This is a genomic window from Ilumatobacter sp., from assembly GCF_030065885.1.
Taxonomy (GTDB): Bacteria; Actinomycetota; Acidimicrobiia; order Acidimicrobiales; family Ilumatobacteraceae; genus Ilumatobacter.
In genome coordinates this window covers 1-23,244 of the sequence record NZ_JASJCS010000047.1, presented here as the reverse complement: position 1 = coordinate 23,244, position 23,244 = coordinate 1, and the positions used below count along the sequence as shown (strand labels likewise).

At 67.3% G+C, this 23,244-nt stretch carries 22 protein-coding genes, 1 tRNA gene, 2 pseudogenes and 1 other annotated feature; of the genes and pseudogenes, 10 read left to right on the top strand and 15 right to left on the bottom strand.

All coding sequences use genetic code 11. The features are described from left to right. Positions 1–60 precede the first annotated feature (60 nt). Positions 61–543 carry a dUTP diphosphatase gene (gene dut / locus QNJ12_RS11590; RefSeq protein ID WP_300622801.1) on the bottom strand — a complete coding sequence of 161 codons (483 nt, stop codon included), beginning with the start codon at positions 541–543 and terminating at the stop codon, positions 61–63. 25 nt (positions 544–568) lie between these two features. Between dut and selA the strand changes: the two genes are divergently transcribed. Further along, entirely contained in the window at positions 569–1,870 is a 1,302-nt protein-coding gene (selA, locus tag QNJ12_RS11585) for an L-seryl-tRNA(Sec) selenium transferase (RefSeq protein WP_300622800.1), read from the top strand. A gap of 27 nt (positions 1,871–1,897) precedes the next feature. Continuing rightward, a complete protein-coding gene (gene selB / locus QNJ12_RS11580) occupies positions 1,898–3,619 on the top strand; it encodes a selenocysteine-specific translation elongation factor (protein WP_300622799.1) in 1,722 nt (573 codons plus the stop codon). Between the two features lie 15 nt (positions 3,620–3,634). Here selB and QNJ12_RS11575 read toward each other — a convergent pair whose 3' ends face one another. Then, positions 3,635–5,041 (bottom strand): NfeD family protein, encoded by a 1,407-nt coding sequence (locus QNJ12_RS11575; protein ID WP_300622798.1) that lies wholly within the window; start codon positions 5,039–5,041, stop codon positions 3,635–3,637. A 3-nt stretch (positions 5,042–5,044) separates the two neighbouring features. On the opposite strand from QNJ12_RS11575, the gene QNJ12_RS11570 reads away from it, so the two are divergent. The 4 genes from QNJ12_RS11570 to QNJ12_RS11555 all read left to right on the top strand — a co-directional run bounded on the left by QNJ12_RS11570 (position 5,045) and on the right by QNJ12_RS11555 (position 7,735). Continuing rightward, positions 5,045–5,926, top strand: coding sequence for an ArsA family ATPase (locus QNJ12_RS11570; protein ID WP_367281780.1), 882 nt, complete (start codon positions 5,045–5,047; stop codon positions 5,924–5,926). Beyond that, complete coding sequence (locus QNJ12_RS11565; protein ID WP_300622797.1) at positions 5,923–7,050, top strand: ArsA-related P-loop ATPase; 1,128 nt, start codon at positions 5,923–5,925, stop codon at positions 7,048–7,050. Before QNJ12_RS11570 ends, QNJ12_RS11565 begins: the two co-directional genes overlap by 4 nt. Positions 7,051–7,132: 82 nt before the next feature. Beyond that, positions 7,133–7,642, top strand: a complete 510-nt coding sequence (locus QNJ12_RS11560; RefSeq protein ID WP_300622796.1) for a response regulator — start codon at positions 7,133–7,135, stop codon at positions 7,640–7,642. Between the two features lie 15 nt (positions 7,643–7,657). Continuing rightward, positions 7,658–7,735, top strand: a tRNA-Pro gene (locus QNJ12_RS11555). 652 nt (positions 7,736–8,387) lie between these two features. Here QNJ12_RS11555 and QNJ12_RS23735 read toward each other — a convergent pair. Then, a pseudogene (locus tag QNJ12_RS23735) lies at positions 8,388–9,428 on the bottom strand (recombinase family protein); the annotation flags it as partial. Positions 9,429–9,766: 338 nt separating this feature from the next. Between QNJ12_RS23735 and QNJ12_RS11540 the strand changes: the two are divergent. Both QNJ12_RS11540 and QNJ12_RS11535 read left to right on the top strand, forming a co-directional pair. Next, positions 9,767–10,093: a helix-turn-helix transcriptional regulator gene (locus QNJ12_RS11540; RefSeq protein ID WP_300622811.1), complete on the top strand. Its 327-nt coding sequence runs from the start codon at positions 9,767–9,769 to the stop codon at positions 10,091–10,093. Positions 10,094–10,110: 17 nt separating this feature from the next. Further along, positions 10,111–10,761 (top strand): ImmA/IrrE family metallo-endopeptidase, encoded by a 651-nt coding sequence (locus QNJ12_RS11535; protein ID WP_300622793.1) that lies wholly within the window; start codon positions 10,111–10,113, stop codon positions 10,759–10,761. On the opposite strand, the gene QNJ12_RS11530 is transcribed toward QNJ12_RS11535, so the two are convergent. From QNJ12_RS11530 to QNJ12_RS11490, 9 genes and pseudogenes are all read right to left on the bottom strand, one after another. Continuing rightward, positions 10,712–11,287: an antirestriction protein ArdA gene (locus QNJ12_RS11530; protein WP_300622792.1), complete on the bottom strand. Its 576-nt coding sequence runs from the start codon at positions 11,285–11,287 to the stop codon at positions 10,712–10,714. The two genes, QNJ12_RS11535 and QNJ12_RS11530, sit on opposite strands and share 50 nt — an antisense overlap. Before the next feature lie 36 nt (positions 11,288–11,323). Further along, the gene (locus tag QNJ12_RS11525) at positions 11,324–12,325 is read right to left on the bottom strand and encodes a site-specific DNA-methyltransferase (protein WP_300622791.1); all 1,002 of its coding nucleotides are present in this window, start codon (positions 12,323–12,325) and stop codon (positions 11,324–11,326) included. Beyond that, the gene (locus tag QNJ12_RS11520; RefSeq protein WP_300622790.1) at positions 12,322–13,116 is read right to left on the bottom strand and encodes a replication-relaxation family protein; all 795 of its coding nucleotides are present in this window, start codon (positions 13,114–13,116) and stop codon (positions 12,322–12,324) included. The genes QNJ12_RS11525 and QNJ12_RS11520 overlap by 4 nt, the downstream gene beginning before the upstream one ends. A 151-nt stretch (positions 13,117–13,267) precedes the next feature. After that, a complete protein-coding gene (locus tag QNJ12_RS11515; protein WP_300622789.1) occupies positions 13,268–15,424 on the bottom strand; it encodes a type IV secretory system conjugative DNA transfer family protein in 2,157 nt (718 codons plus the stop codon). A 471-nt stretch (positions 15,425–15,895) separates the two neighbouring features. Beyond that, a complete protein-coding gene (locus QNJ12_RS11510) occupies positions 15,896–16,087 on the bottom strand; it encodes a hypothetical protein (protein ID WP_300622788.1) in 192 nt (63 codons plus the stop codon). Beyond that, entirely contained in the window at positions 16,084–16,692 is a 609-nt protein-coding gene (locus tag QNJ12_RS11505; protein WP_300622787.1) for a hypothetical protein, read from the bottom strand. The genes QNJ12_RS11510 and QNJ12_RS11505 overlap by 4 nt, the downstream gene beginning before the upstream one ends. A gap of 2 nt (positions 16,693–16,694) precedes the next feature. Further along, positions 16,695–16,976, bottom strand: a complete 282-nt coding sequence (locus QNJ12_RS11500; RefSeq protein ID WP_300622786.1) for a hypothetical protein — start codon at positions 16,974–16,976, stop codon at positions 16,695–16,697. Between the two features lie 6 nt (positions 16,977–16,982). After that, positions 16,983–17,369, bottom strand: coding sequence for a hypothetical protein (locus tag QNJ12_RS11495; RefSeq protein ID WP_300622785.1), 387 nt, complete (start codon positions 17,367–17,369; stop codon positions 16,983–16,985). Positions 17,370–17,735: 366 nt separating this feature from the next. Beyond that, a pseudogene (locus QNJ12_RS11490) lies at positions 17,736–18,998 on the bottom strand (IS3 family transposase). After that, positions 18,579–18,707: a sequence feature (AL1L pseudoknot), on the bottom strand. It overlaps the preceding pseudogene by 129 nt. Positions 18,999–19,323: 325 nt before the next feature. Here QNJ12_RS11490 and QNJ12_RS11485 point away from each other — a divergent pair. Continuing rightward, the gene (locus QNJ12_RS11485) at positions 19,324–19,545 is read left to right on the top strand and encodes a hypothetical protein (protein ID WP_300622784.1); all 222 of its coding nucleotides are present in this window, start codon (positions 19,324–19,326) and stop codon (positions 19,543–19,545) included. 46 nt (positions 19,546–19,591) lie between these two features. On the opposite strand, the gene QNJ12_RS11480 is transcribed toward QNJ12_RS11485, so the two are convergent. Further along, positions 19,592–19,978: a helix-turn-helix domain-containing protein gene (locus tag QNJ12_RS11480; RefSeq protein ID WP_300622810.1), complete on the bottom strand. Its 387-nt coding sequence runs from the start codon at positions 19,976–19,978 to the stop codon at positions 19,592–19,594. A gap of 239 nt (positions 19,979–20,217) precedes the next feature. Then, a protein-coding gene (locus QNJ12_RS11475; protein ID WP_300622783.1) for an IS3 family transposase occupies positions 20,218–21,389 on the bottom strand; the annotation gives its coding sequence in 2 pieces (ribosomal slippage) (positions 20,218–21,099 and positions 21,102–21,389; 1,170 coding nt in all). A 468-nt stretch (positions 21,390–21,857) separates the two neighbouring features. On the opposite strand from QNJ12_RS11475, the gene QNJ12_RS23730 reads away from it, so the two are divergent. After that, complete coding sequence (locus QNJ12_RS23730) at positions 21,858–22,499, top strand: transposase (protein ID WP_367281779.1); 642 nt, start codon at positions 21,858–21,860, stop codon at positions 22,497–22,499. Positions 22,500–22,896: 397 nt separating this feature from the next. Here the strand turns inward: QNJ12_RS23730 and QNJ12_RS11470 are convergent. Next, positions 22,897–23,244: hypothetical protein (locus tag QNJ12_RS11470; protein ID WP_300622782.1), on the bottom strand; the 348-nt coding region annotated here is incomplete at its 5' end.

Below are 23,244 nucleotides of genomic sequence, written 5' to 3'. Positions count from 1 at the left end.
ATCGGGCTGCGCACGTGGCCGAGCCAGTGGCTCCGGCCCAGCCGTGCTGCGGTGCTTGCGTCAGCGGCCGGAGTGGCCGAAGCCGCCGCCTCGGTCGATGCCGTCGAGCGACTCGACCGGGTTCCACTCGATCTCGGTGACGCGCTGGATGACCAACTGGGCGATGCGATGGCCACGCTCGATCACGTAGGCATCGGTCGGGTCGGTGTTGATCAACACGACCTTGATCTCGCCCCGGTAGGCGGAGTCGATCAGACCGGGTGCGTTGACGATGCTGATGCCGTGGTTCAACGCCAGGCCCGAGCGGGGCATGATCAGTCCGCAGTAGCCCAGCGGGATCGCGATCGCGATGCCGGTCGGCATCAGCACCCGGTCGCCGCCGGCGTGCAGCGTCGCATGCTCGCGGGCGTACAGGTCGAGCCCGGCATCTCCGTCGCGTGCGTAGGACGGGAGCGGGAGCTCGGCGTCGAGCTGGACGAGATCGACCGGCAGGAGGGTTCCTGCAGCGGTGGGATACGAGTCTTCATCGATGGGCGGCACCACGAGCGCCGAGCGTAGGCTCCCGTCGATGAGCGCCACCAGCGAGTCGCCGGCCGGGGCGGCCAGCCGACCACCGTCGGTCGACACGCTCGCCCGCTCGCTGGCCGGCTCGGGCCTCCCGCACCCGATCCTCGTCGACATCGCTCGCGAGGCGATCGCCGACGGCGATCACCAGCGTGCCGCCGAGCGGGCCGAGGCGTTCCGCCGCACCCTGCTGACACCGGTCGTGAACGCCACCGGCGTGCTCCTGCACACCAACCTGGGCCGCGCCCCCGTCGCCCACTCCCAACCGGCACGGCCCCAGACCGTCGAGTTCGATCTGGCCACCGGTGAACGCGGGTCGCGCCAGCGCGCGGTCGGGCAGCTGTTCGCTCGGCTCTGCGGCGCCGAGGCGGCGATCATCGTCAACAACAATGCGGCGGCCGTCCTCCTCGTCGTGGCTGCGCTGGCCGAGGGGCGCCAGGTGGCCGTGTCGCGCGGCGAGTCCGTCGAGATCGGTGGTGCCTTCCGGGTGCCCGAGGTGATGGAGCAGTCCGGCGCCCGGCTGGTCGACGTGGGCACGACCAACCGGACCCGCCTGGCCGACTACGAGCGAGCGATGGTCCGCCCGGGCAACGACGTCGCACTCGTGATGAAGATCCATCCGAGCAACTACCGCGTCGCCGGCTTCGTCGAGGACACGCCCGTACGCGAGCTCGCCACGCTCGACGTCCCGGTGGTGGCCGACATCGGCAGCGGTCTGCTCGACGCCACCGTGCCGTGGCTGCACGGCCCGCCGCCGGCCTGGTTGCACGACGAGCCCGCAGCGGTGCAGGCCATCTCCGACGGCGCCGACCTCGTGACGTTCAGCGCCGACAAGCTGCTCGGGGGCCCGCAGGCCGGCGTCATCGCAGGTCGCCGCGATCTCGTCGAGCGGTGCGCCTCACACCAGCTGGCGCGCGCGTTGCGGTGCGGCGGCTTGACGCTCGCGGCCCTCCAGCAGGTGGCGCTGTCGTACCTGCGCCGCACCGTGACCGACGACATCGCGTTCTGGCGGATGGTCGACCAACCGCTCGACGCGTTGCGCCGCCGGGCCGAACGGATCATCGGCGAGGCCGGCGTCGGCGCAGCCGTCGAGACCGAGGCGCTGCCGGGTGCCGGCTCCGCCCCCGGGATCTCGATGCCGTCCGTCGGCGTCGCCGTCGCCGGGGATCAGCTCGCCCGGCTGCGGGCGCACGATCCGCCCGTGATCGGTCGCACCCGCGACGACATGACCGTGCTCGACGTGCGTTCGGTCGACCCCGACGACGACCACGTGCTCATCGCCGCGCTCGCCGCGCTCGCCGCGTGAGGCCCTCGCCATGAGGGAGCCAGACGGATGCGGGTGATCGCGACAGCCGGCCACGTCGACCACGGCAAGTCGTCCCTCGTCCTGGCACTGACCGGCACCGACCCCGACCGGTTCGAGGAGGAGAAGCGGCGCGGCCTGACGATCGACCTGGGGTTCGCCCACACGACGTTGCCGTCGGGCGCCGGGGTGAGCTTCGTCGACGTGCCGGGGCACGTGCGCTTCCTGCGCAACATGCTCGCCGGGGTCGGCGGCGTCGACGCCTGCCTGTTCGTGGTGGCGGCCACCGAGGGCTGGAAGCCGCAGTCCGAGGAGCACCTCCGGATCCTCGAGATGCTCGGGTTGCGACACGGCGTGATCGCGGTCACGAAGCGCGACCTCGTCGACGACGAGTGGCTCGAGATCGCGATCCTCGAGATCGGCGACCAGGTGCAGGGCACCTTCCTGGCGGACGCGCCGATCGTGCCCGTCGCGGCGACCGAGGGGGCGGGTCTCGACGAGCTCCGGGCCGCGCTCGACGAGCTGGTGGCGGTGACGCCCGAGTCGCTCGATCGCGACCGGCCGAGGCTGTGGATCGACCGGGTCTTCGCCGCCAAGGGCAGCGGCACCGTCGTCACCGGCACGTTGACCGACGGTCGGCTGCACCACGACGAGAGCGTCGTGGTCGAGCCGGGCTCCCACACCGCCCGCATCCGCTCGATCCAGACGCTCGGCGCCACCGTCGACGAGATCGGCGCGGGCAACCGCGTCGCGCTCAACCTCAACGGCGTGAGCCACGACGAGATCGGCCGCGGCGACGCGGTCGTCACAGCGGGCCGCTGGCGCAGGACCGACCGCTTCGACGCGTCGCTCGACGTGCTCGCCAGCGTCGACCACGAGGTCTCGCGGCGAGGGGCATACCTCGCCTATGTCGGCTCGCGCGAGCTCCCCGTGAAGGTGCGGGTGCTCGGCGCCGAGGCGTTGCGGCCCGGTACCACGGGTGCGGTCCGGCTCTTCCTCCCGGTGGCCTTGCCGCTGCTGCCCGGCGATCGGTACGTGCTCCGCGAGTCGGGCCGCGACGAGACGGTCGGCGGCGGCGAGGTGCTCGACATCGACCCGGTCACGAAGGCATCGCGAGCTGCGCCGGACCGCTCGATCGAGCGGGTGGTCGCCGAGCGCGGCTGGGTCACCGTGGACGACCTGGAGCTCCTGACCGGCGAGCGAATCGAACCGGTCGCCGGTCAGTGGATCGCAACGCCGGCGATGCTCGCCGAGACACGCGAACGCCTGCTCGCCGCCGTCTCCGACGCGGGTGACACCGGGCTCGACGTGGCGACGCTGGCCGAGCACGAGCGGGCGGTGCTCGAGGCCCTCGACGACGTGACGATCGCCGCCGGTGTTGCACGGCCGGCCGACGCCGTCGACCCGTACGCCGACCACCCGCTCGTCGCCGCGATCCTGGCCGGCGGCTTCGCACCCGAAACACCGCCTGGCACCGACCGCACCGCCGTCCGAGAGCTCACGCGCCGCGGCGTGCTGGTCGAGCGCGACAAGGTGCTGTTCCACCGCGACACGATCGATGCGGCCGCACGGGTCGCGGCCGACTTGCTGGCCGACGACGCGGGCGGGTTCACGGTCGCCCAGTTCCGCGATCGCACCGGCGCCAGCCGTAAGTACGCCCTCCCGCTCGTGGCCGAGCTCGACGCCCGCGGCGTCACCCGCCGCCGCGACGACCTCCGCATCGCCGGCCCCCGCCTTCCCGACCTCGACTGACTGCGAACGGAGCGTTCAGGCGGGCTCGGTTCGTGCCGGCTCGTCCACCTGGCCGGGCTCGACCTCGTCGTCGGCGTCGGGCTTCTTGCGCATCTCGCGGTAGTCCTTGGCGGCGCCTTCGAGCGGTTCGACCTCGAGCGTGACGCCGTCGATCGACGCGACACGCAGCGCCTCACCGGAGCCGATCGGGGTGGCCCGGTTGGTGCGGGCCCGCCATTGGGCGTCGTTGACCTCGACGATGCCCTCGGGGTCGATCGCGCTCACGGCCACGCCGTCGGCGCCGATCATCCACTCGCGGCCGACGGTCGGCGTGGCGAACCGGGTGCGCGTCATCGACGGCATGCCGACGATGAACGTGAGCATCACGCCGCCGATGCCGGCGATCAGCGAGATCCACGACGGCCGCAGCGAGGTGCCGTTGATCGGCTCGAACAGCCAGAAGCTGCCGACGATCGTCAGCACGATGCCGATGCCGGTCCACAGGCGCGGGATGCCGACCTGCACGTCGACGGCGAACGCCAGCATCGCGGCGACGAGGAGGGCGACCGCCCACCATCGGGCCGGCAGTGCGGCGAGGCCGTAGCAGGCGAGGAACGCGCAGGCGGCGCCGACCACCCCGGCGATGCCGACGCCCGCGGTGTAGAACTCGAAGATCAGCAGCGCCAGACCGATCAGCAGCAGGAGGTAGGTCACCGGCGGGCTGGCGACGGTGTGGAACAGCTGGTCGACGAGGCCGAGCTTGGCGAAGCGGGCGACGGCGATGGTCTCGCGCTGCACGACGCCCGAGTCGGTGACGACCTCGGTGGTGGTGTCGAGCACGACGCCGTCCTCCTCGTAGCCGTCGAGTGCGTCGAGCATGTTGACGATCGTGGCGATGCCCTCGTCGGAGATGCGCTGCTTGAACACGTTGAGCGCTCGGGCGTCGGTGAGCCCGACCGTGCGGCTGCGCAGTTCGGTCAGCGCGGGACCGAGCTCGTGGTCGCGTGAGACCGGGAGGCCGACGTTGCCGACGCGGGCACCCGGCGCCATGCCGGTGACATCGGCGACGGCGAGGATCTGGGCCGGTGTGCCGTACAGGCGAGCGCCGGTCGGGCCGACCCACACACCGATCGGCACCGGCGCGGTGTCGATGCGGTCGAGCAGTGAGGCCATGACGTCGTCGCCGACGACGGCGCCGCGCGAATCGACCTGCAGCACCAGCGCCTGGCTCCCCTCCTCCTCGGCGCGATCGATGGCAGCACCGATCTCGTCGACCACGATGTCGTCGACGAGGCCGCTGACCTGGAGCACGTCGACCGGCGCGACGTCGGGTGCAGCGCCGCCCGGTTCCTCACCCTGATCACCGTCCTGGGCGTTCGCAGGGCCGGCGGCGATGCCGAGGACGGCGATGGCGCCGAGCAGGCCGATCAGTAGTCTGCGCACGAAGTGTCTCCGGATGATCCAGTGTCGAGAGTCACCCCCCTCCGCGCCGCTTCGAACCTCGTGATCGTTGCGGGCAAGGGAGGCGTGGGGAAGACCACGGTAACGGCAGTTCTGGCGCGAGCCGCAGCGGATCGTGGACAACGCGTGCTGGTCGTCGAGCTCGACGGCAAGCCGGTGCTCGACGAGCTGCTGCCCGACCTCGACGTCCGACACATCTCGGCCTCTGATGCGCTCGAGGAGTACCTGCTCGAGCACGGTTTCAAGCGGATCGCGAAGCGGTTGGCGGCCACCGGCGTGATCGACGTCGTCGGCACCGCGGCGCCGGGCATCGACGACCTCGTGGTGCTGGGCAAGATCAAGCAGCTCGAACGCTCGGGCGAGTGGGACCTGATCGTGGTCGACGGCCCGGCTGCCGGGCACGCGATCACGTTCCTCACGTCGGCCGCCGGTCTGCTCGACGCGGTCCGCAGCGGCCCGGTTCGGTCGCAGGCCGAGGAGGTGCTGGCGATGCTCGCGGATCCCGAGCGGTGCGAGGTGATCCTGGTCACGCTGCCCGAGGCGACCCCGGTCAACGAGCTGATCGAGACGGCGTATGCGATCGAGGAACGGGTGGGCGTGAAACTCGGCCCGGTGGTGGTCAACCAGGTCGACCCGGCCGATCCGCCGCCGGAGCCCGACGAGGTCGACTTCGGGCGTGCCACCGCCCAGGTCGCCGACGCACGGGCGGCGGCGCGGTTCCGGCTCGAGCGGCTGGGGGTGCAGCGCTCCGAACTGGCGCGTCTGGCGGCGAGCGTGCCGCTCCCCCAGGTGCACCTGGACGAGCTGCCGGTGGCCGGTCTGACGGCGGCCGACGTCGACGCGCTCGCCAAGGCGGCGGCGACGTGACGTCGCTCACCGAGGTGGTCGACGGCGCGGAGGTGGTGGTGTGCTGCGGGTCGGGCGGGGTCGGCAAGACGACGACGGCCGCGGTGATCGGGCTCGAGGCTGCACGGCGGGGCCGCCGCGCCGTCGTGGTGACGATCGACCCGGCCCGGCGGCTGGCCGATGCGCTCGGCCTGCCGGAGGGCCTGACCGGTGAGCCGCGCCGGGTGGCGGTCGAGGAGCTGGCCACGGCCGACGGGACCGACGGGGCCGGCGAGCTGTGGGCGATGATGCTCGACACGCCGGCGATGTTCGAGCGGGTCGTGCGGGCGAACGCCGGCGACGACGAGCAGGCCGACCGGATCGTCCAGAACCGCTTCTACCGCAACATGGCCACGGCGCTGAGCGGCACGCAGGAGTACATGGCGTCCGAGGCGTTGCACGAGTTGCACGACGACGAGCGGTTCGACCTGGTTGTCGTCGACACGCCGCCGAGCCGCAACGCGCTCGACTTCCTCGAAGCGCCCGGCGTGCTCACCCGGTTCCTCGACCACAAGGCGTTCAAGCTGTTGATGATGCCGACCCGCACCGGCTTCAAGGTGCTGTCGACGGCCAGCCAGCCGATCCTCAAGGCAATCGGGCGGGTGGTCGGCTCGGACGTGCTGGCCGATGCGGTGGCGTTCTTCCAGGCGTTCGCCGGTATGGAGTCGGGCTTCCGCGATCGGGCCGACGCGGTGACGAAGCTGCTCGGTGACGATGCGACTCGGTTCGTGCTCGTCGCGTCGCCGCTGCGCGAGACCGTCGCCGAGGCGGGCTGGTTCGCCGATCAGCTCGTGTCGAAGGACTTCGAGGTGGCGGCGACCGTCGTCAACCGGATGCACCCCAGATTCGGCGACGGGTCGGTCGCCGACGCCGCTCGCAGGGCCGCGACCGCCGCCGAGCGGGGCGACGAGGACCTCGCTGCGATGTGGCAGAACCTGGCCGATCTGCGGCGGGTCGCGCTGGCCGAGCGCGAGCAGCTCGAACCGCTGGTCGAGCGCGTCGGTGCCGACACGATGATCGAGGTGCCGTTGCTGCCGAGCGACGTGCACGACCTCGAGGGTCTCGACCTGCTCGGCGAGCATCTCTTCGAGCCGGCGCCCGCCTGACGCACGCCGGCCGGGAGGTGCCGGCTCCGGTGATGCCGGCGTCGTTCGGGCGGGTGATCGTTCGCCGGGTATCGTCGGCGCCGTGCACATCCTGCTCGCCACCGATGCCGACTGGATCGTCGACGAGGTCACCGCTGCGCTCGGCGGTCCCGAGACGTCCTTCACCGTGTGCCGCGAGGGCCGGGCCGTCGCCGGCGTCATGGCCGAGCGGGACGTCGATCTCGCCGTGCTCGACCTGCAGATCGGCTCGATGGGCGGCATGGCGATCACGATGGCGCTGCGCCTCGACGAGACGGGCGGCACGCTGCCGCACGTGCCGATCATCATGCTGCTCGACCGTCAGGCCGACGTGTTCCTCGCTCAGCGATCGGGGGCCGACGGCTGGCTGGTCAAGCCGCTCGACGCGCTGCGTCTCAAGCGGGCGTTGCTCGCCGTGATGGAGGGCGGCACGTTCACCGAGGGCGTGCCGTCGGACGACGAACCGGAGGTCGCCGAGGCCGCCGCCGACGAGCCGGGCGAGGATGACGAGGACGCCGACGAGGCGTCCGCGGACGATGCAGCGCCTGAGGAAGAACCGGCCACGGCCGGATAGGCTGCTCCCCCGCTACGGGGTGTAGCGCAGCTTGGTTAGCGCGCCACGTTCGGGACGTGGAGGCCGGAGGTTCGAATCCTCTCACCCCGACCATTGTGGCCTTACTAGAACCTTCGTCCTGAAGGACCTGGACTAGTGAGTCGACATCGGTAGCCGGGTCCCGGTCATCGCTCTCTTGAGCGGGGCCGGGCTTCTTCGATTCGGGTGGGCGATCGCTCTGTCGGTGAACCTGTTCGGCAGCTGACACGAGCTGGCCGACCGGGAATCGCATCTCGCTGCCGACGACGTCGTCGCGGTAGACGTAGATCTTCTCGAAGATCGCGTCGTTGATGACCTTGCGACCTCGGTCGGTGGATCGGAGGTACAGCTCGTCTGCTCGTTCGAGGAAGTCGATCGCGGCCGTGAGCAACTCACCGCCGATCTGGAGCTCTTCGGTTGCCGCTGCCAGGCGGCCTTGCAGTGCCGCACGGTCTCGTTCGATCTTGAGGAGCTTGCTGCGGATCTTGTTCTGCGCGGCAAGTCCGTCGGCTGCGAGCTCGATGAGGTTCGTCTCCTGGGTGTCGAGTCGTTCGAGCTGCTTGGTGAGTTGCTTCTTGAGCGTCCGTGTGGCGGTCTTGTCGTCACTCATCGCTTCACTGAGGGTCGATCGAACGAGTTCGACGAGGTCAGCGTCGAACCGGATCGACCGGTAGTGCTCGGCCACGGCGGTTTCGACGTGGTCGACGTTGAGGTATGGCTCGTCACAGGTTCGGTCTTGTCGGCCTCGACAGAAGAAGTAGTGGTAGACGCCGCCTCGTCCCTTGGCTCGCTGGAACATCATCCGGCGTTCGACTCCGGTCTCGTGGCAGGCGCCGCACCACAGCAGCCCTTTGAGCGGATGGTTGTGCTTGCGGGCTCGTTCGCCGCGTGACTTGCGTGACGCGAGAAGGTCCTGGACCTCGTCGAAGAGCGTTTGGTCGACGAGTGCCGGGTGGCGGCCGTCGTAGTGCTGACCCTTGTAGACGACCGTCCCGAGGTAGTACGGGTTCCGGAGGAGCGCAGCGAGTTTGCCGTCGGTCACCTGGGTGGCGGGGTATCGGCCTGGTCGGCTGCGGAGCCCTCTGTCGTAGAGCTCGTCAGAGAGCGCTTCGAGTGTGTACTCGCCGGTCGCGTAGAGCTCGAACGCGATCCGGACCAGTTCCGCTCGCTCGGGATCGAGCTCGACGGTGCGGACTTCGTGGCCGTCGAAGCGGTCGATGACGTTGCGGTAGCCGAGGGGTGCTCGGCCGAGAGTGCCGCCCTTCTTGGCCTTCTCCCCCATCTTGTAGCGGATGTCGGCGCTGAGCTCCGCCGACTGATACTGGTTGATCGAGGCGAGTACACCGTGCACGAGCTGACCGACCGGTGAGTCATCGATGTTCTCGGTGGCAGAGATGAGCGACACACCGAGCTCGCCGAGCTTGTTCATGACGATGGCGTCATCGAACCGATTCCGGTTCATTCGCGACAGCTTGTAGACGATGACGGCGTCAACGTCGCGTTCGTCCTTGATCCGACGCAGCATGGCCTGGAACTCGTGGCGCGACGCAGTGCTGGTGGCGGACTTGCCCTCTTCCTTGTACTCGTCGACGATGACGATGTCGCCGAGTTGCTCAGCCTTGCGACGGCAGGCCTCGCGTTGAGCTGGCAGCGAGATGCCCTCTGGGTCGTAGTCGGTCTTCACCTGCGACGTTGTCGAGACGCGAAGGTAGAGCACAGCCCGCCGCAGTCGCAGCGGTGCGGCGGGCTCGAGATGGTCGGCACTCATCGGCTGCCTCCTGGGTGCGCGGAGAACGAGACTCGAAAACATGGCCTGAGCTGGTGTTTTGTGCGTCTCGATAACCCCTCCATTGTCGCGTTTTCGCTGCGCCGGCTCAAGGCCGGAGGGTGCGGGCTCGACCTCTGTGGGGATGTTGTGGAATGCACAATCTGGTCCGATGACGTATCGCGTCGTGAGACAATTGGTGCAAGGAAAGGTCGATCCGAACGTCGCTGGCGTAGCGGAAGACGAGAAACGGAGTAGATGACGAACAGGCAAGTCGAGTTCGGAGAGCGGTTCAGAAAGCGGCGTGGGGCGTTGGGTCTGTCGACGCGGCAAGCGGCTGTCTGGTTGGGTGCTCGGCGTCGACGATGTATCGACTGGAAGCCGGACGCCAGCAGCCTGGGCCCGAGCTCCTCGTACGACTCGCGGAGGTCTTTGGCTTGGACGCCCGCGAGTTGTTCGACGTGGCCGGATACCACCTGCCGGCTGATCTGCCTGAGCTCGGGCCGTATGTGCGGTTGAAGTTCAAGGACCTGCCGCCACGCGCGTTCGGCGAGATCGAGACGTTCGTGGCGTTCTTGCGCGCGAAGTACGGCGTCGAATCCGAGCCGCGCGATCGTGCCGATGAGCACCCCGAGGGCACGCTGGGTCGCAACGCGACACGCACGTAGCAGGAGCACGACACCAGGTGGCCGAGCAGATCTCGAAACAGTCGCTCGCGCCGACCCGTCATCTGCCGCGACGGATCGACGACTGGATCGAGGCCGGGACCGCGTTGCGGCGGTTGCGGCGGCTGTTCCCACTGCGACGGGTCACCACCGTTGAGGCGATCGGAATCGCGGAACGTCAGGCGTACCTGTTGTTGGCGATCTGCGGGGTCGATCGAATCCCAGTTCCGGCTGAGCTGATCGGCGAACTCTCGGCGGTCCGCGTCGTGAGCTACGCGCGTGCTCCGATCGCGGGCGCGAATCTGTGGGACGGTGCCGGTTGGGTGATCGTGCTGGATGAGCGCCAGTGTGTTCAGCATCGTCGCTCGACGCTGGCGCACGAGTTCAAACACATCATCGACGCGGTCGATCGCGACCGCTACGAAGATGTCGATGTCGCCGAACCGCTCGCCGACTACTTCGCGCGCTGTCTGCTCATGCCGCGCCCGTGGGTGAAGGCAGCCCTCGCCGACGGTGTTCGAGATGTGCGAGATCTGGCGGCGGTGTTCGATGTGCCGGTGTCGATGATGGAGCAGCGGTTGGGCGAGCTCGGCCTCGAACACGACGTGCGAACGAGGCGGTTCAATGTGCGTAGAAGACCCAGATGCCGCCATCGGGTGTGTCCGCGGTGAAGATGTCGCCGCCGAGTTCGAGGTCGCGCCCGAACGCTGCCGCGTCGAAGGCGACGTAGGCGAGGAGATAGCCGGGGACGCATTCTTGGAGGAGTCGGTCGAGGTTGGTGTCGTCGGCGTAGTGCTGGGCGTAGTCCTGCAGGCTGTCCCATTCACCGAGGAAGCAGTCCTCGAAGTCGTCGTCGGGGTGCTCGCCGTGATGGGCGACCCAGGCCGCATAGGCCATGCCGTGTTCGGTGATACCGAGCGCAATCCGCGAGACATCGATGATGGACTCGTACTCGCCGAGTCGCACGGGTCCGAAGTCCTCGCAGTCGTGGATCGCCCACTCCTCAGCGCCACGTTGGTGGGAGGCGGCGAGCATGGCAGCGATATCGGCGTCGATGTCGTCGGGGTCCCTGGCCGCGTCGATCCACGCGCCATGCAGGACGCCGGCGTTGTAGTCGCTGAGTGAGGCCGCCCAGATCCTGGGGGCGTGGCCTGGTCGGAGAGATTCAGGTGACGGATGCGGTTCCGGCTCATGCATGACCACCTCCCTCGATGTGAGCGTCGATCTTGTGTGTCATGCGGCGCGTCCTTCGGGCTGTGCGGGTCGCGCATCCGCGATCCGTTCGTTGGCGAGGCGTGCGAGCTGTGGGTTGAGTTCGATGCCGATCCAGTCACGACCGTGTTGCTCGGCCGCGACGCCGACGGTGCCCGAGCCCATGAACGGGTCGAGGACGATGCCGGGTTCTGATGGTGCTCGGCAGCTGTAGTGAGTCGTCGATCTCAGCGCGGTTCGGCCGATCTGCTTGAGCACTGGGATCCTGCAGCGAAGGCAGCGCCTCGGTGGGCACGTCGAGCGGATCGGTAGATCGACGAGGCTGGTGGGAAAGGTCGCGAAGTGGGCACCGGCGTAGCGGGCGGTGGCGAGGTTCCAGACGTCGCCGGGGTTCTTGCCGGCGGGATGCCCGACTCGTCCCTGTCGTTTGAGTGCGGCGAGGCCGTTGTTGTCATGTGACAGCGGTGCTCGCCACGCGGTCGGGAGATACGCGCCAGCGTTCGGGTTGGGCTTGGTGGGCCTGGTGGTGCGATGTGGGACGCGGATCGCGTCGAGGTCGAAGTGATAGGTGGACTGCTTCGTGAAGAAGTAGACGTTTTCCCAAGTGCAGGTGAGCCGGTCACGGACGCTGGATGGCATCGGGTTGGTCTTGGCCCACACGGCTGAGTTGCGGAGCCGCCAGCCGTCGGCGATGAGGGCGAGTGCGAGGCGTTCGGGTCCAAGCAGGAGGCTCTTGGCGGGAGCGCCGTACTTGTCGTGGCGGCTGTAGGAGTCGCCCAGGTTGAGCCACAACGATCCGGTTGGCACCAAGACGCGGTGGATCTCGGCGCACACGCCGCGCAGCTGTGCGACCCACTCGTCGACGTTGGGTTCCTGGCCATACTCGCGCTCGCCCATGCCGTACCGCCGGAGTTGGAAGTATGGCGGGCTGGTGATGACCGTGTCGATCGACGCCGACGGCAGGGTGCGGAGGTGTTCGAGGGCGTCGCCGACGAGAATGGTGTTGCGCGGCAGCTCGCTCATTGGCGTGGCTCCGTCAACGTTCGAGCCGCCGTCTCGAGGCGATCGACGCGGAATATCTGCGTCGTCAGCGTGGTCGCCGACAGTGCGGCGGCGATGGCGTCGGCTCGTCTGTCGGTGGTTGTGGCCCACAGCACCCGGGGGAACGACCCGCTTCGGTCTTGTTCGACACCGCAGTGGTAGTAGTCGTGATACGTGGTGCTCTTGCGGATGATCGCGGGCAGATGTTCGGTGGCTCGGTCGACCTCGATGAACCAGCGATACTCCAACTCGCCGACACCAATCCGCACGTAGAGGTCGGGGCGCAGCACGTGTTCGCCGTCAACACGGCGAAATCGTCGCCAACAGTCCGGTTCGGTCTCGTAGCCCAGCACCTCGACCCCGTCGGATGTTCGGGCGGCTTCGGTGAGGTCGACGAACAGGTCCACGATGGCGAGGGTGTGGTTGACGAACGCTGCCGATGGCTCTTCGAGTCGGCGACGAGGTCGATTGAGGTTGAGGACGCGTTGACCGAGCGTGTCGAGGCTGTAGATGAATGACGATGACCCGGCGCGGACGCCGCCGATGCGGCGTTCCAGACGATTCACCAATCCGAGTCGCACGAATCGTTCAAGACTGCGCCGTCCGGCGCGTGCTCCGCTCTCTCCTCGATCGTGGAAGAACAAACGGAGGATCTGGGCCCCGGTCACGAGACGGAAATCGGTGATCACCTCGAGAACGTGATGGTCTTGCGCCGAGAGAGATTCGACGAGGGCGTGCAACTGGCGCGGCCCGACCCGCCGTCGAACCGTCATGGTGTCACTCCCTTGACAGTGCTTCGGGAGTGGGTCTGAGAAGGCGCGACAGTCCGCGCCCGATACGTGTCGGCGGAGTGGTGTGACCTGGTCGGATGCTGGTTCCAGCTCGACGCGACTGGACGACCGATCGGACAACGACGGACTGCGGTCATGAGGCGTCCTTTCGTGCCCGTTGGATCGGACCCAGGTCATCCAGCTCGGCTGCGTTTGGCTGAAGGAGTTGGGTGAGGGTCGCGTCGACGTCAGACCGTGGGCGCCCGTAGCGGCGACGGCTCTGCTCGCGGACCGCAGCGGCGTTCGTAGTCGGCTCGGCGGGTGGCAGGGTGCGGATCGAGCACCACGGCTGCACGGCGCCACCCGCGACAAGCCGAGCGTAGGCCTCGAATGCGGGGAGCTGCGTCAGGTCCACCGCGGTCAGCACGGAGTCGTGGCGGGTCACGGCGTGCGCGTCGCCAGCGTCCATCTGGAACAGCACCTTGGATCGGGCGTTGGCCTGCAGCGCCGCTCGCACGGACGGCGTGAGTTGATCGAGGTGCTGGTGGGCGAGGACCCAGCCGACACCGAACGACCGTGACTTGGTGAGGGCGTCCTCGAAGTCGTGGGCGAAGTGGCAGTAGTCCTGGAACTCATCGGCGATGATGGTCACCGGGTGTCGCCGCTCCGCTGCGATGCGACCCCGTTGGAGGGTGGCGTGCCACAGCTCCGACACCAGCAGGCTGCCCAGCAGGTTGGCGGACTCGGCTCCGAGTCGGTCACGAGAGAGATCGACGAGGACGATCTTGCGTTCGGTGAAGACTTGACGGATCGACCAACGCGGATCGGCTTGGCCGAGCATGGCGCGCAGCTGCGGGCGCATCAGGAACGGCCGCAGCCGCGTCAGCGTGGGTCCGATGTTGGTGGCCCGTTCAGCGCGGCTCCAGGAATCGAACGACGCCCAGAACGCACCGACGCCGAACGGGTCGTCAATCCCGCGAAGCAGTCTGCGACGGTACGAATCATCGGTCAGCAACACCGGCAATGCAGCCAGCGTCGAGCCGGGGTGGCGAGCGAGGGTGAGCAGCGAGGCGTGCAGGATGTCTTGGGTGCGTGGCCCCCAATAGCCGGCGAATAGGTTCCGGAAGATGCTGAGCAGTTGATCGACGACCACGTCGGGCGAGCGGTTTGCGATACGGAGCGGGTTCAGCCCGACCGGCATCTCACGGTCGGACGGATCGACCACGATCACATCGCCGCGGCGATCGTCGGGGAGGCGCTCCACGATGCCGTCGACCAGACCGCCCTTGGGGTCGATCACCACCACGGCGCGGCCATCGGCGATGTCCTGTAGCGCCAGCTGCATCAACAGCGTCGACTTACCGGTGCCCGTTGGGCCGGTGACCGTCAGGTGCATCAATCCGTCGCTGGCGGACAGGCCAACCGTGCCATGTGGTGGCGCGGTGCTCCGCCCCAACACACGGTTTGCGGTCAGCACCGCGTCCGGCGGCGGGAGCACGCGGCTCGCGCGGGCCAGCACCGGCAGATCGGCTGTGGCGCCGATTGGCCATGCTGATGCGGCCAGGACTTCACCCAGATTGAGCGCACTCCGGCCAAGCCAGGCCGCGGTCGCCCTTGCGAATCGAGGGGTGCGAACCTGGCGCACACGCCACGACGCGCCCGGCGCGGTCATCGTGCGCAGCGCCGCGACGACGCCAGCCACGAGGTGCCGGCGGCGTGCCGCGGCGGGCGCCTCGGCGGCGACGTAGCCGACAACTCTCCACCCGACATCGCCCTGCTTCTCGCGCAGCGACTTGAGTTGCTGCGCATCGGCGGGCACCGATCCCTGCCACGGTGCTTCAATCAACGCATCTGGCCAGTCCTGAAGCACTCGGTGACTGACGTTAGAGCGGATGAACGGCGGCGCCAAGGGTGCGATCAGGTGCCACTGCAGCGTGACCGACTCGTCACCGCGACCCGCCGCGAGGGCTGTGAGTAGCGCCGTGCCCGTCAACTCGGGTGCGTCAGCCAGCAGAGGGCGATGCCGCGACGACGCCGACACCCGAACCGCTACATGCGGGTGGGGCGTTTGGCGTTCGATCGGCGAAACGCTCAGGCTCCGCATCGGCGTGGTGAGCGAGCGAACGACGTCGGCCGTATCGCTCGTGCGCGTACCAACGCGGTGCGCGACGCCGCCGCCACGCCCGACGGCCTCCAGCACGACAGACTGGGCTCGGCTCGCGGCGATCAGCCGCATCGCATGACTGAGTTCGTCGGCGCTGACCTCGTGCGGCCAGACCAGTGCATGCCAGTCACGCGCGACCCCGCTCATGCCGCCTCCCCGTCAGAGCCCGTCGGCTCGTCCGCATCTGGAGGTACTGCGGTTCGCTGTTCGTGGTCCTGCTGTGCGGCCGCTTCGGCCTCGGCCGTCGCGAGCTCGATGAGCGCTCGGCCGAGGCGCTTCAGGTCCGGGTCGCCCCGCCGGACGCCGCGTACGCGAAGACGGCGACCGCGGTTGGGATGATGACGATGTTGCTTCTTGGATCGGGACATAGCAGTGGAGGCCTCCTTTCTTCGTGTGAGTTGACATCGCTGCGCGGACGCCGCGCAGCAGCTCGGTGTGGTCAGGGCAGCGTCGGTGCTCGACGAGCGGGGCTCGGAGCGTTCCGTACACGCTCAGTAAACGATGAGCACACCAGGTCGGTCAAGGTCGCCTGTGCATTCGACAACACCGATCGGAACAGACCTTTCGAAGACGCTCCGGTCGTGATCCGCGCACGCAACAAGTGATGTGAAATGCACATCACCAGCGATCCTGACGACGTGCCCCGATCACAAGCCGGATGATGCCGAGTACGACGACGATCAGGATCAGCGGTGCGATCAGGGTGCTGATGAGGCGCCACGAGATGTAGACCACCGCGATCGTGAACAACACGGTGAGTGCGCTGCGCCACAGCTGATCGGTGATGCTCGACGGCTGTAGCTGCTTCATCGCGACACCGCCCCGTTGGTGGCTTCGAGCTCGAGGGCGTGATCGAGACCACCGGCGATGGCACGCATCGAGAACGTGCGCAGATCGCGCGGCGCTCGTCCGATCTGGCGGGTACACTCGATCTGTCCGCGAGTCTCGGCATCCATCAGCTGGTACTCCAACGAACCTGAACTGAAGCCGGCGGCGCGGAGCTGTTGGAGTTGCCAGCGCGACAGCGACGCCTCCTGGTCGAGATCGAAGCTCAAGCCCAGACGGGCGTGGTTGGTGTCATGCCAGAAGAGCGCCGACAACCCGATGTCCGGGCCGAGCACCTCACGATCGACGTAGTGATAGCCGATCTCAGACGCCCGGTCGTAGCGCTCACACACCCGCTCCATGCGCCGGCTTGGCCCGCTCGACGCGGCCCGAGTCAACGGCAATGGCTGCTTGGTCACCAGCGAGCGGACGTAGGCCTCCTGCAACGCCTCGTAGGTGTCCGGTGCGTCGTCAGAGGCGACGAACCCGAAACCCACCGCATGAGCCCGGTCGCGGGCTCGGGCGATCAGGAACCGGCCCAGTTGCTCGCGGGCCCGAACGACCTCAGGCTTCTCAGTGATCTGACACATCGTCAGCCCACCTCGTCCGCATCGAGCTGCTCGGGTCGGTGATAGCTGATCGCTGCCTCGGTCATCTGGACGTAGGCGTCTCGTGTGATCTCCATCAACCGACGATGCGCGTTCGCAGCGTCGATGCGCACGTTGAGGACTTCGACAGCACGGGCGTTAGCGCTGTGGCGGCGCCGCTGGGCGAGCATCGCGATCAGGAGTGCAACGATCACGACGCTGAGGCACACGATCGTGGCGAACGCACCCCAGTGCATCGTGTAGGTCGGGAACGATGACGCAGACAAGGCCGCTCACCGCTTCCCGTACTTGTCGAACAGATCAGCGATGATCGTCGTGTGACCCATCTGGGCGACGTCGATGTAGAACGACATCAGCTTGTCGAACAGGATCGGATCGCCACCGGCGTACAAGGCGGCCTTCTGAGCGAGCAACGCGAGGCTCGACATGCCGGCGTCGATCACCGACGACGACTCCTTGATCTTTGCCTGAGCGACTACGGCCTCGCCTCCGGCGTCCGCGATCCGCACGACCGTCTTGCCGTGGATCTGGTTGATACGGCGCTGAACGCCGTGCGAGATCACTCCTCGACCGGGGAGCGAGCTTCGCGTCGGCGGTGGGGCGCTCGGCGGGTCGAAGACCTCATCAGGAACGACGACCTCGTGATGCTGGTCTGTCATGACCCGTCCTCCCAACCGGTCGCAGCTTCGTTGAAGCGGCTCTCGATCGGGCAGAAGGCGTATTGCCTGGGCGCCCGCCTCGTGTTAGCTGCGACTGCTTCTCCGCTGGACGTGCACATCGGTGCGAGGAACGACGAACGTCCGGGCCGGACGTAGACCACGTTGCCGTAGTCGTCGGTGATCGCTGCTGGCACTGGACTGCGCTGGCAATCAGAGACCGTGGGCGACACTGAGCTAGTCGTGCCTGGATCGGTGCGTGCGGTGTTCGTCACTGGGCTTCTCCTTCGTGTGTGCGCCGTGAACGGCGTCGATCTAGGAGGCAAGCACCACCGCTCTGAAGCGCCCCGGGTTTGGTGACTGCTCTGGCTATTGGGTGACGGCCTCGACGGCCGGTGTTGGTTGACGGTAGTGGTCGGTCTCGGCTTCGGCCGGGGTCGTGTAGCTGGCGTCGTCGGTGATCTCGCCGTGGAGGCGGCGATGGTTGAACCAGTCGATGTAGGTCATGGTGGCGAACTCGACGTCGTCGAGACCGCGCCAGGGGCCCTGCTTGTAGATCAGCTCCCACTTGTAGAGCCCGTTGAACGACTCGGCCATCGCGTTGTCGAAGCTGTCGCCCTTCGATCCGACCGACGCGACGATGTCGTTGTCGGCGAGCCGCTCGGAGTAGCGGATGCTGAGGTATTGGACTCCCATGTCGCTGTGATGGATGAGCTGATCGAGCCGGTGGCCGGCTCGGCGCCGGTTCCAGACGGCCATCTCCAACGCGTCGATCGCCAGGTCCGAGCGCAGTGATCGCGAGGCTTGCCAGCCCACGATCATCCGGGAGTACACGTCGATGATGAACGCGACGTAGACCCACCCGACGTGTGTCTTCACGTAGGTCAGATCCGCGACCCAGAGCCGGTCTGGTGCCGGCGCTCGGAACTGGCGCTCCACGAGATCGGCGGGCCGGTGCAGGCAGTCGTCGGTGTGGGTGGTGATCGTGAACGCCTTGCCCCGTCTCGCTCCGGAGAGTCCTTCGGCGCGCATCAATCGTTCGACGGTGCATCTGGCGACACGGATGTTCTCCCGGTTGAGCTGGGTCCAGATCTTGTCGGCGCCGTACACGAACAGGTTCTCGGCATAGACGCGGTGGATCTCGACCACGAGCTCGGCGTCGCGAACCGACCTCGCCGACGGCGGCCGCCTCTTGGCCACCCAGTACGTGTTCGGGGCGATCCCGCAGCCGTGCTCGCGCAGCACCTTGCAGATCGGCTCGACCCCGAACCTGTCGCGATGCGCGTCGATGAACGCGATCACTTCTTGGACTGGCGGTCGAGCTCCGCCCCGAAGAAAGCCGACGCCGCCTTCAAGATCTCATTCGCCCGGCGCAGCTCTTTGTTCTCACGCTCGAGCTCGCGCATCCGAGCCCGCTCGTCGGTCGTCAACCCCGGCCGCTGGCCGGCGTCGGTTTCTGCTCGGCGAACCCACTGGCGGAGGGTCTCGTGATTGATCGACAACTTCTTCGAGATCGATTCGATCGCCTTCCACTGCGACGGGTACTCGGCCTGGTGATCGAACACCCATCCGCACCGCCCGCTCTCGCACCTCGTCCGGATACCTACCCGGTCGACGCTTCTTCTCTGACATCTGCTCATCCTCTCAGGAGAACGAGCAGTCACCGATCCCGGGGCGCCTCACCTCGACGGATCCGCCGAACTCAGATGATGGACTGGGAGTACGTGTCTGTGAGGGATCGGCATCTCAGAGTTCGCTGAGAAACGCATCGACCCTATGGTGACCGTGACGGGGAGCACCCCATGTAGAGCCGGCGCCCACCGGGCGCGGACCGTCTGTCGGCCCGGTCGAGAACGTCCAAATCCCGGTGTCAGCTGTTGAACCGCCGTGGACAGCACGGCAACACTGTTAGGACCGGCGACTCGGACGACCGCAACCGTCGAGTAGAGGAGGGGGCATGACCAGCGACAGCCCGCACGAACAGGTGAACGAGGTTCTTGATGACGCCCTCGAAGGCACCATGGAACGCATACGAACCGGGGACGAGAAGCGGCGAGGTGAGGAGGCCGCGCACAGGGAGAAGATGGCCGCGATGCACCGAGAGGCAATGAAGGCACCCAGCGAGCCGGCTGCCGCCAGCGAGCGCAAACCTTGGTGGCGACGACTGCTTCGTCTGTGATCCTCCCTACTGAAGCGTCGTGTGGTCGACGACTTGAGCTTCGAGGTCAGCGACCCTCGCGACGGGCCCGGACCAATGTCGTCCGACCAACACCCAATCGTTCGGCCACCTCTGTGATCGTCATTCCCTGAGCACGCAGCCGTTCAGCTTGGTCGAGATCAACCTCAACACGTTGGTGATAGCGAGTTGACCTGCCAGCTCGCCGGACGACCGACGAGATCGTGCCTCGATCGAACCCGAACAGCGCACCAAGCTCACGCAGCGTCAGACCCGATTCATAGGCGGCAGCGATGACCTCGACCTCGTCTGGGGTCGGCCTTCGCGCGACTCGCGGTCGCTCTGTCACGATCTGCGACCCACGTCGCTGCGGCAAGGCGGAGAGTTTGACCAGCGTATGGATCTTTTCCTCGTGGTTCGAGTAGCGCTGCAGCACCCCGACCAACGAACGAACATATGTACCCTTGACTAGGGACGGAGCTGTACCGATCGGTGCAGCTCTCTTCATTTCACCTGGTAGTCCGATCGAGTTCTGACCCCTGTTAGGGGGTTCTAGTAAGGCATCGAAGGTGTCGGGAGCTGTTGTGGATCCAGCAACGTCGTGAACAGAGGGCGGCACTCGCCGCAGTATCCAAGTGTTGGGGACTGCCGCGCGTTGAGGTGACAGTTGGTTGGTCAGGCAGCGGTTGCCGTCTGAGGGGTCATGATGGTCTCGTACTCGATGGGGGTCAATCGGCCGAGGCGTTGCTGTCGTCGTCGGCGGTGGTAGGTGCGTTCGATCCAGGTGATGATCTCGACGCGGAGGTCGTTGCGAGTCGCCCAGGAGCGCCGGTTGAGGACGTTCTTCTGGAGCAGGGCGAAGAATGATTCCATGGCGGCGTTGTCGCCGGCGGAGCCGACTTGGCCCATCGAACCGACCATCTGGTGACGGGTGAGTGTCCGATGCACCTTCCTGGCGCGGAACTGGCTGCCGCGGTCGGAGTGCAGGATGCAGCCGGCGACGTCACCGCGTCGGGCGGCGGCCATCTCGATCGCGGCGACGACGAGGCGGGCCTTCATGCGTTCGTCGATGGCCCAACCGACGATCCGGTTCGAGAACACGTCCTTGATCGCACAGACGTACAGCTTCCCCTCCCGTGTGCGGTGTTCGGTGATGTCGCTGAGCCAGAGCTGGTTCGGAGCGTCCGCGGTGAACTCGCGTTGCACCAGGTCGTCATGCGACGGCGTGCCCGCCTTGGCGGCCTTGCGGTTCTTGGGTTTCCCGAACACCGACCACCAGCGGTGATCTCGGCAGATCCGCCACACGACCCGGTCAGACACCGCGGCATGCTCTGGCGCTCGGCGAACCTCATCCGCGAGGAACCGATACCCGAACTCGGGGTCGTCGACGTGGGCGTCGTGAATGGCGTTGGCGAGGTAGGCCTCATTGAGCTGGGCGTCGGTGATCGGTGTCTGGAGCCACCGATAGAACGGAGCGCGAGCAAGGCCGAGTACCCGACACGACACCGTGACGGGGATCCCGTCAGCAGCGAGCTCGCGCACGAGCGGGTACATCATCCTTTTGGGATGTTCGCCTGACCGAGATACGCGGCGGCTCGACGCAACACCTCGTTCTCCTGTTCGAGCAACCGGATCCGCTTCTTTGCCTCTCGAAGCTCCGCTGACTCCGCCGCAGTCGTGCCAGGGCGTTCACCGTCTTCGATCGCCGCCTGCTTCAACCAGCCCGACAACGTCATCGGGTGGATCCCGAAGTCCTTCGCGATCTGCTCGAGCGTGGTCCCGTCGGGCCGGTTCCGGGCGACCTTCACGACGTCGTCGCGGAACTCCTGCGGATAGGGCTTGGGCATGAGGTCATCCTTCCAGGCCTGCCAGAGCAAGCCATCTCAGATGTCACCTCAACGCGCGGCAGTCCCCATCGTTGTCGCTAACGCTTGCTACCGCAGCGACGCTCCTATCCACGTTGGGGGTCCCCTGAGAGGCATCCGATGTTGCCGACGAAAGGGACGTGACGAAGAGCCCGACGGCCGACGCCAACGCTAGCAAGCGCCTTGAACGCATGATCCACCTCAATACTCGACCACTCACGGTTGACCTTATGAGCTCGTTGGCCTGCAGCAATAGAGCCGTTCGTCCCGGCAAACCAACGGTGGTGCCTACTGCAAGACCGGCTGTGCGCGCCTGAGCATGGTTGACAGCCTCGGATTGTGCGGGTCGGGCCGGTAGCCCATTTGATGACGAGTCGTCCGATGAGTCGGCGTCGGTAGTTGGAGTGGTTGACGAATCCGTGCGAATTGCGGCGGGTCTTCTCGCTGAGCATGTTGGCGGTCTCGACGCGGCCGATCTCGGTCGACCGGCGGCGATCAGATCGACTCGACCTGGGAGCCCGACCTGCGCACGCTCACCACGTTCAAGCACCCGAGCATCGCCGCCGAGCGCTTGGCGGGCATAGACACCGTGATCGCTCGCATCGCCGCCGATCTCGTCGAGCGCATCCGCCAGCTCACCGTCGACATCAACCCAGGTACGAGTCGAGCTCGAGCAGCGAACGAGGTCAACGACGCCGTGCCTACGCCAGGTCCATGGTGTCGGACCGCTCGCAGCTGCGAAGCTCGTCGGCGAAGTCCGCCGGCATCGAACGCTTCAAGTCCCAGCACGCGTTCGCCCGCCACAACGGGACCGCGCCGACACCGGTCTGGTCCGGCAACAACGACCGCCACCGGCTCAGCCGGGCCGGCAACCGACAACTCAAACGCCGCGATCCACCGAATCGCGCTGACCCGAGCACGATCACTCCCCGACGCGATCGCGTCCCTGCGACGTCGAACCGAAGCCGGCGTCAACGGCTGCGAAGCCCTCAGGTCGCTCAAGCGACGACTCTCCGACGTCGTGTTCCGAGCGATGCTCACCGACGCTGCCGGCGCTCGAGAACACCCCGCTGCACGCGTCGCTTGACATAGGAGCGAGGGGGCATACCCAGGGGAGGCAAGCGAACACACCGACACCGTCGTCGTCCCCACGGTCGGCAGATCCCGCACGGGGGTCCGACTCCGGACGTGGCCGACCGCCCGCACGCCACAGCTCGTACACCACGCCCCGATCCGTCTTGGTCTCCACCGCCAGCACCGCACTCCCTCGCGCAGCACGTGCACGCGAACAACGAGCTCGGGCATCCCTACGAGCGCGGTCGCATCATCACTACTGTCACCCATGGACAAGGGCCTCACTTTCAGCAGACGTCAGACATCTACACATGACGAAGCTCGTGACCGCGCCAGTGGATCGCTATCGAACGAGCCTCACCTCACACGCCCCCACGCTCTGTCGCGTAGAGCCAGGTTTCGCGCCGCAGGGTCCTCACCGAGCATCCGCCGACGCTGCGTACTCAAGGGCCCTGCAGCGCGCAGCTTCGACGAGGTCGGTGAGCTCGGGATCTCCGGACGCGTCGGCGTAGAGGTGGGCTGCTCGTCCGACTGGTAGAGAAGCGAGCGGGTCTTCGACTACTCGGAAGGCGGCGGACGCTGCTGCGTAGACGAGGTCGATGGCGCCGGCCCCGGCGGCGAGCTCGATGAGCTTGACGCCGTACGTGTTAGCGAGGTTGGCGATGCGCGATGTGAAACCTTCGGGGGCCGCCCAGTCGTAGCCAGCCGGGGCGCGGAACGGCGGTCCTGTCAGCAGCTCGAGTCCTTCTGCGAGAACTTCCAG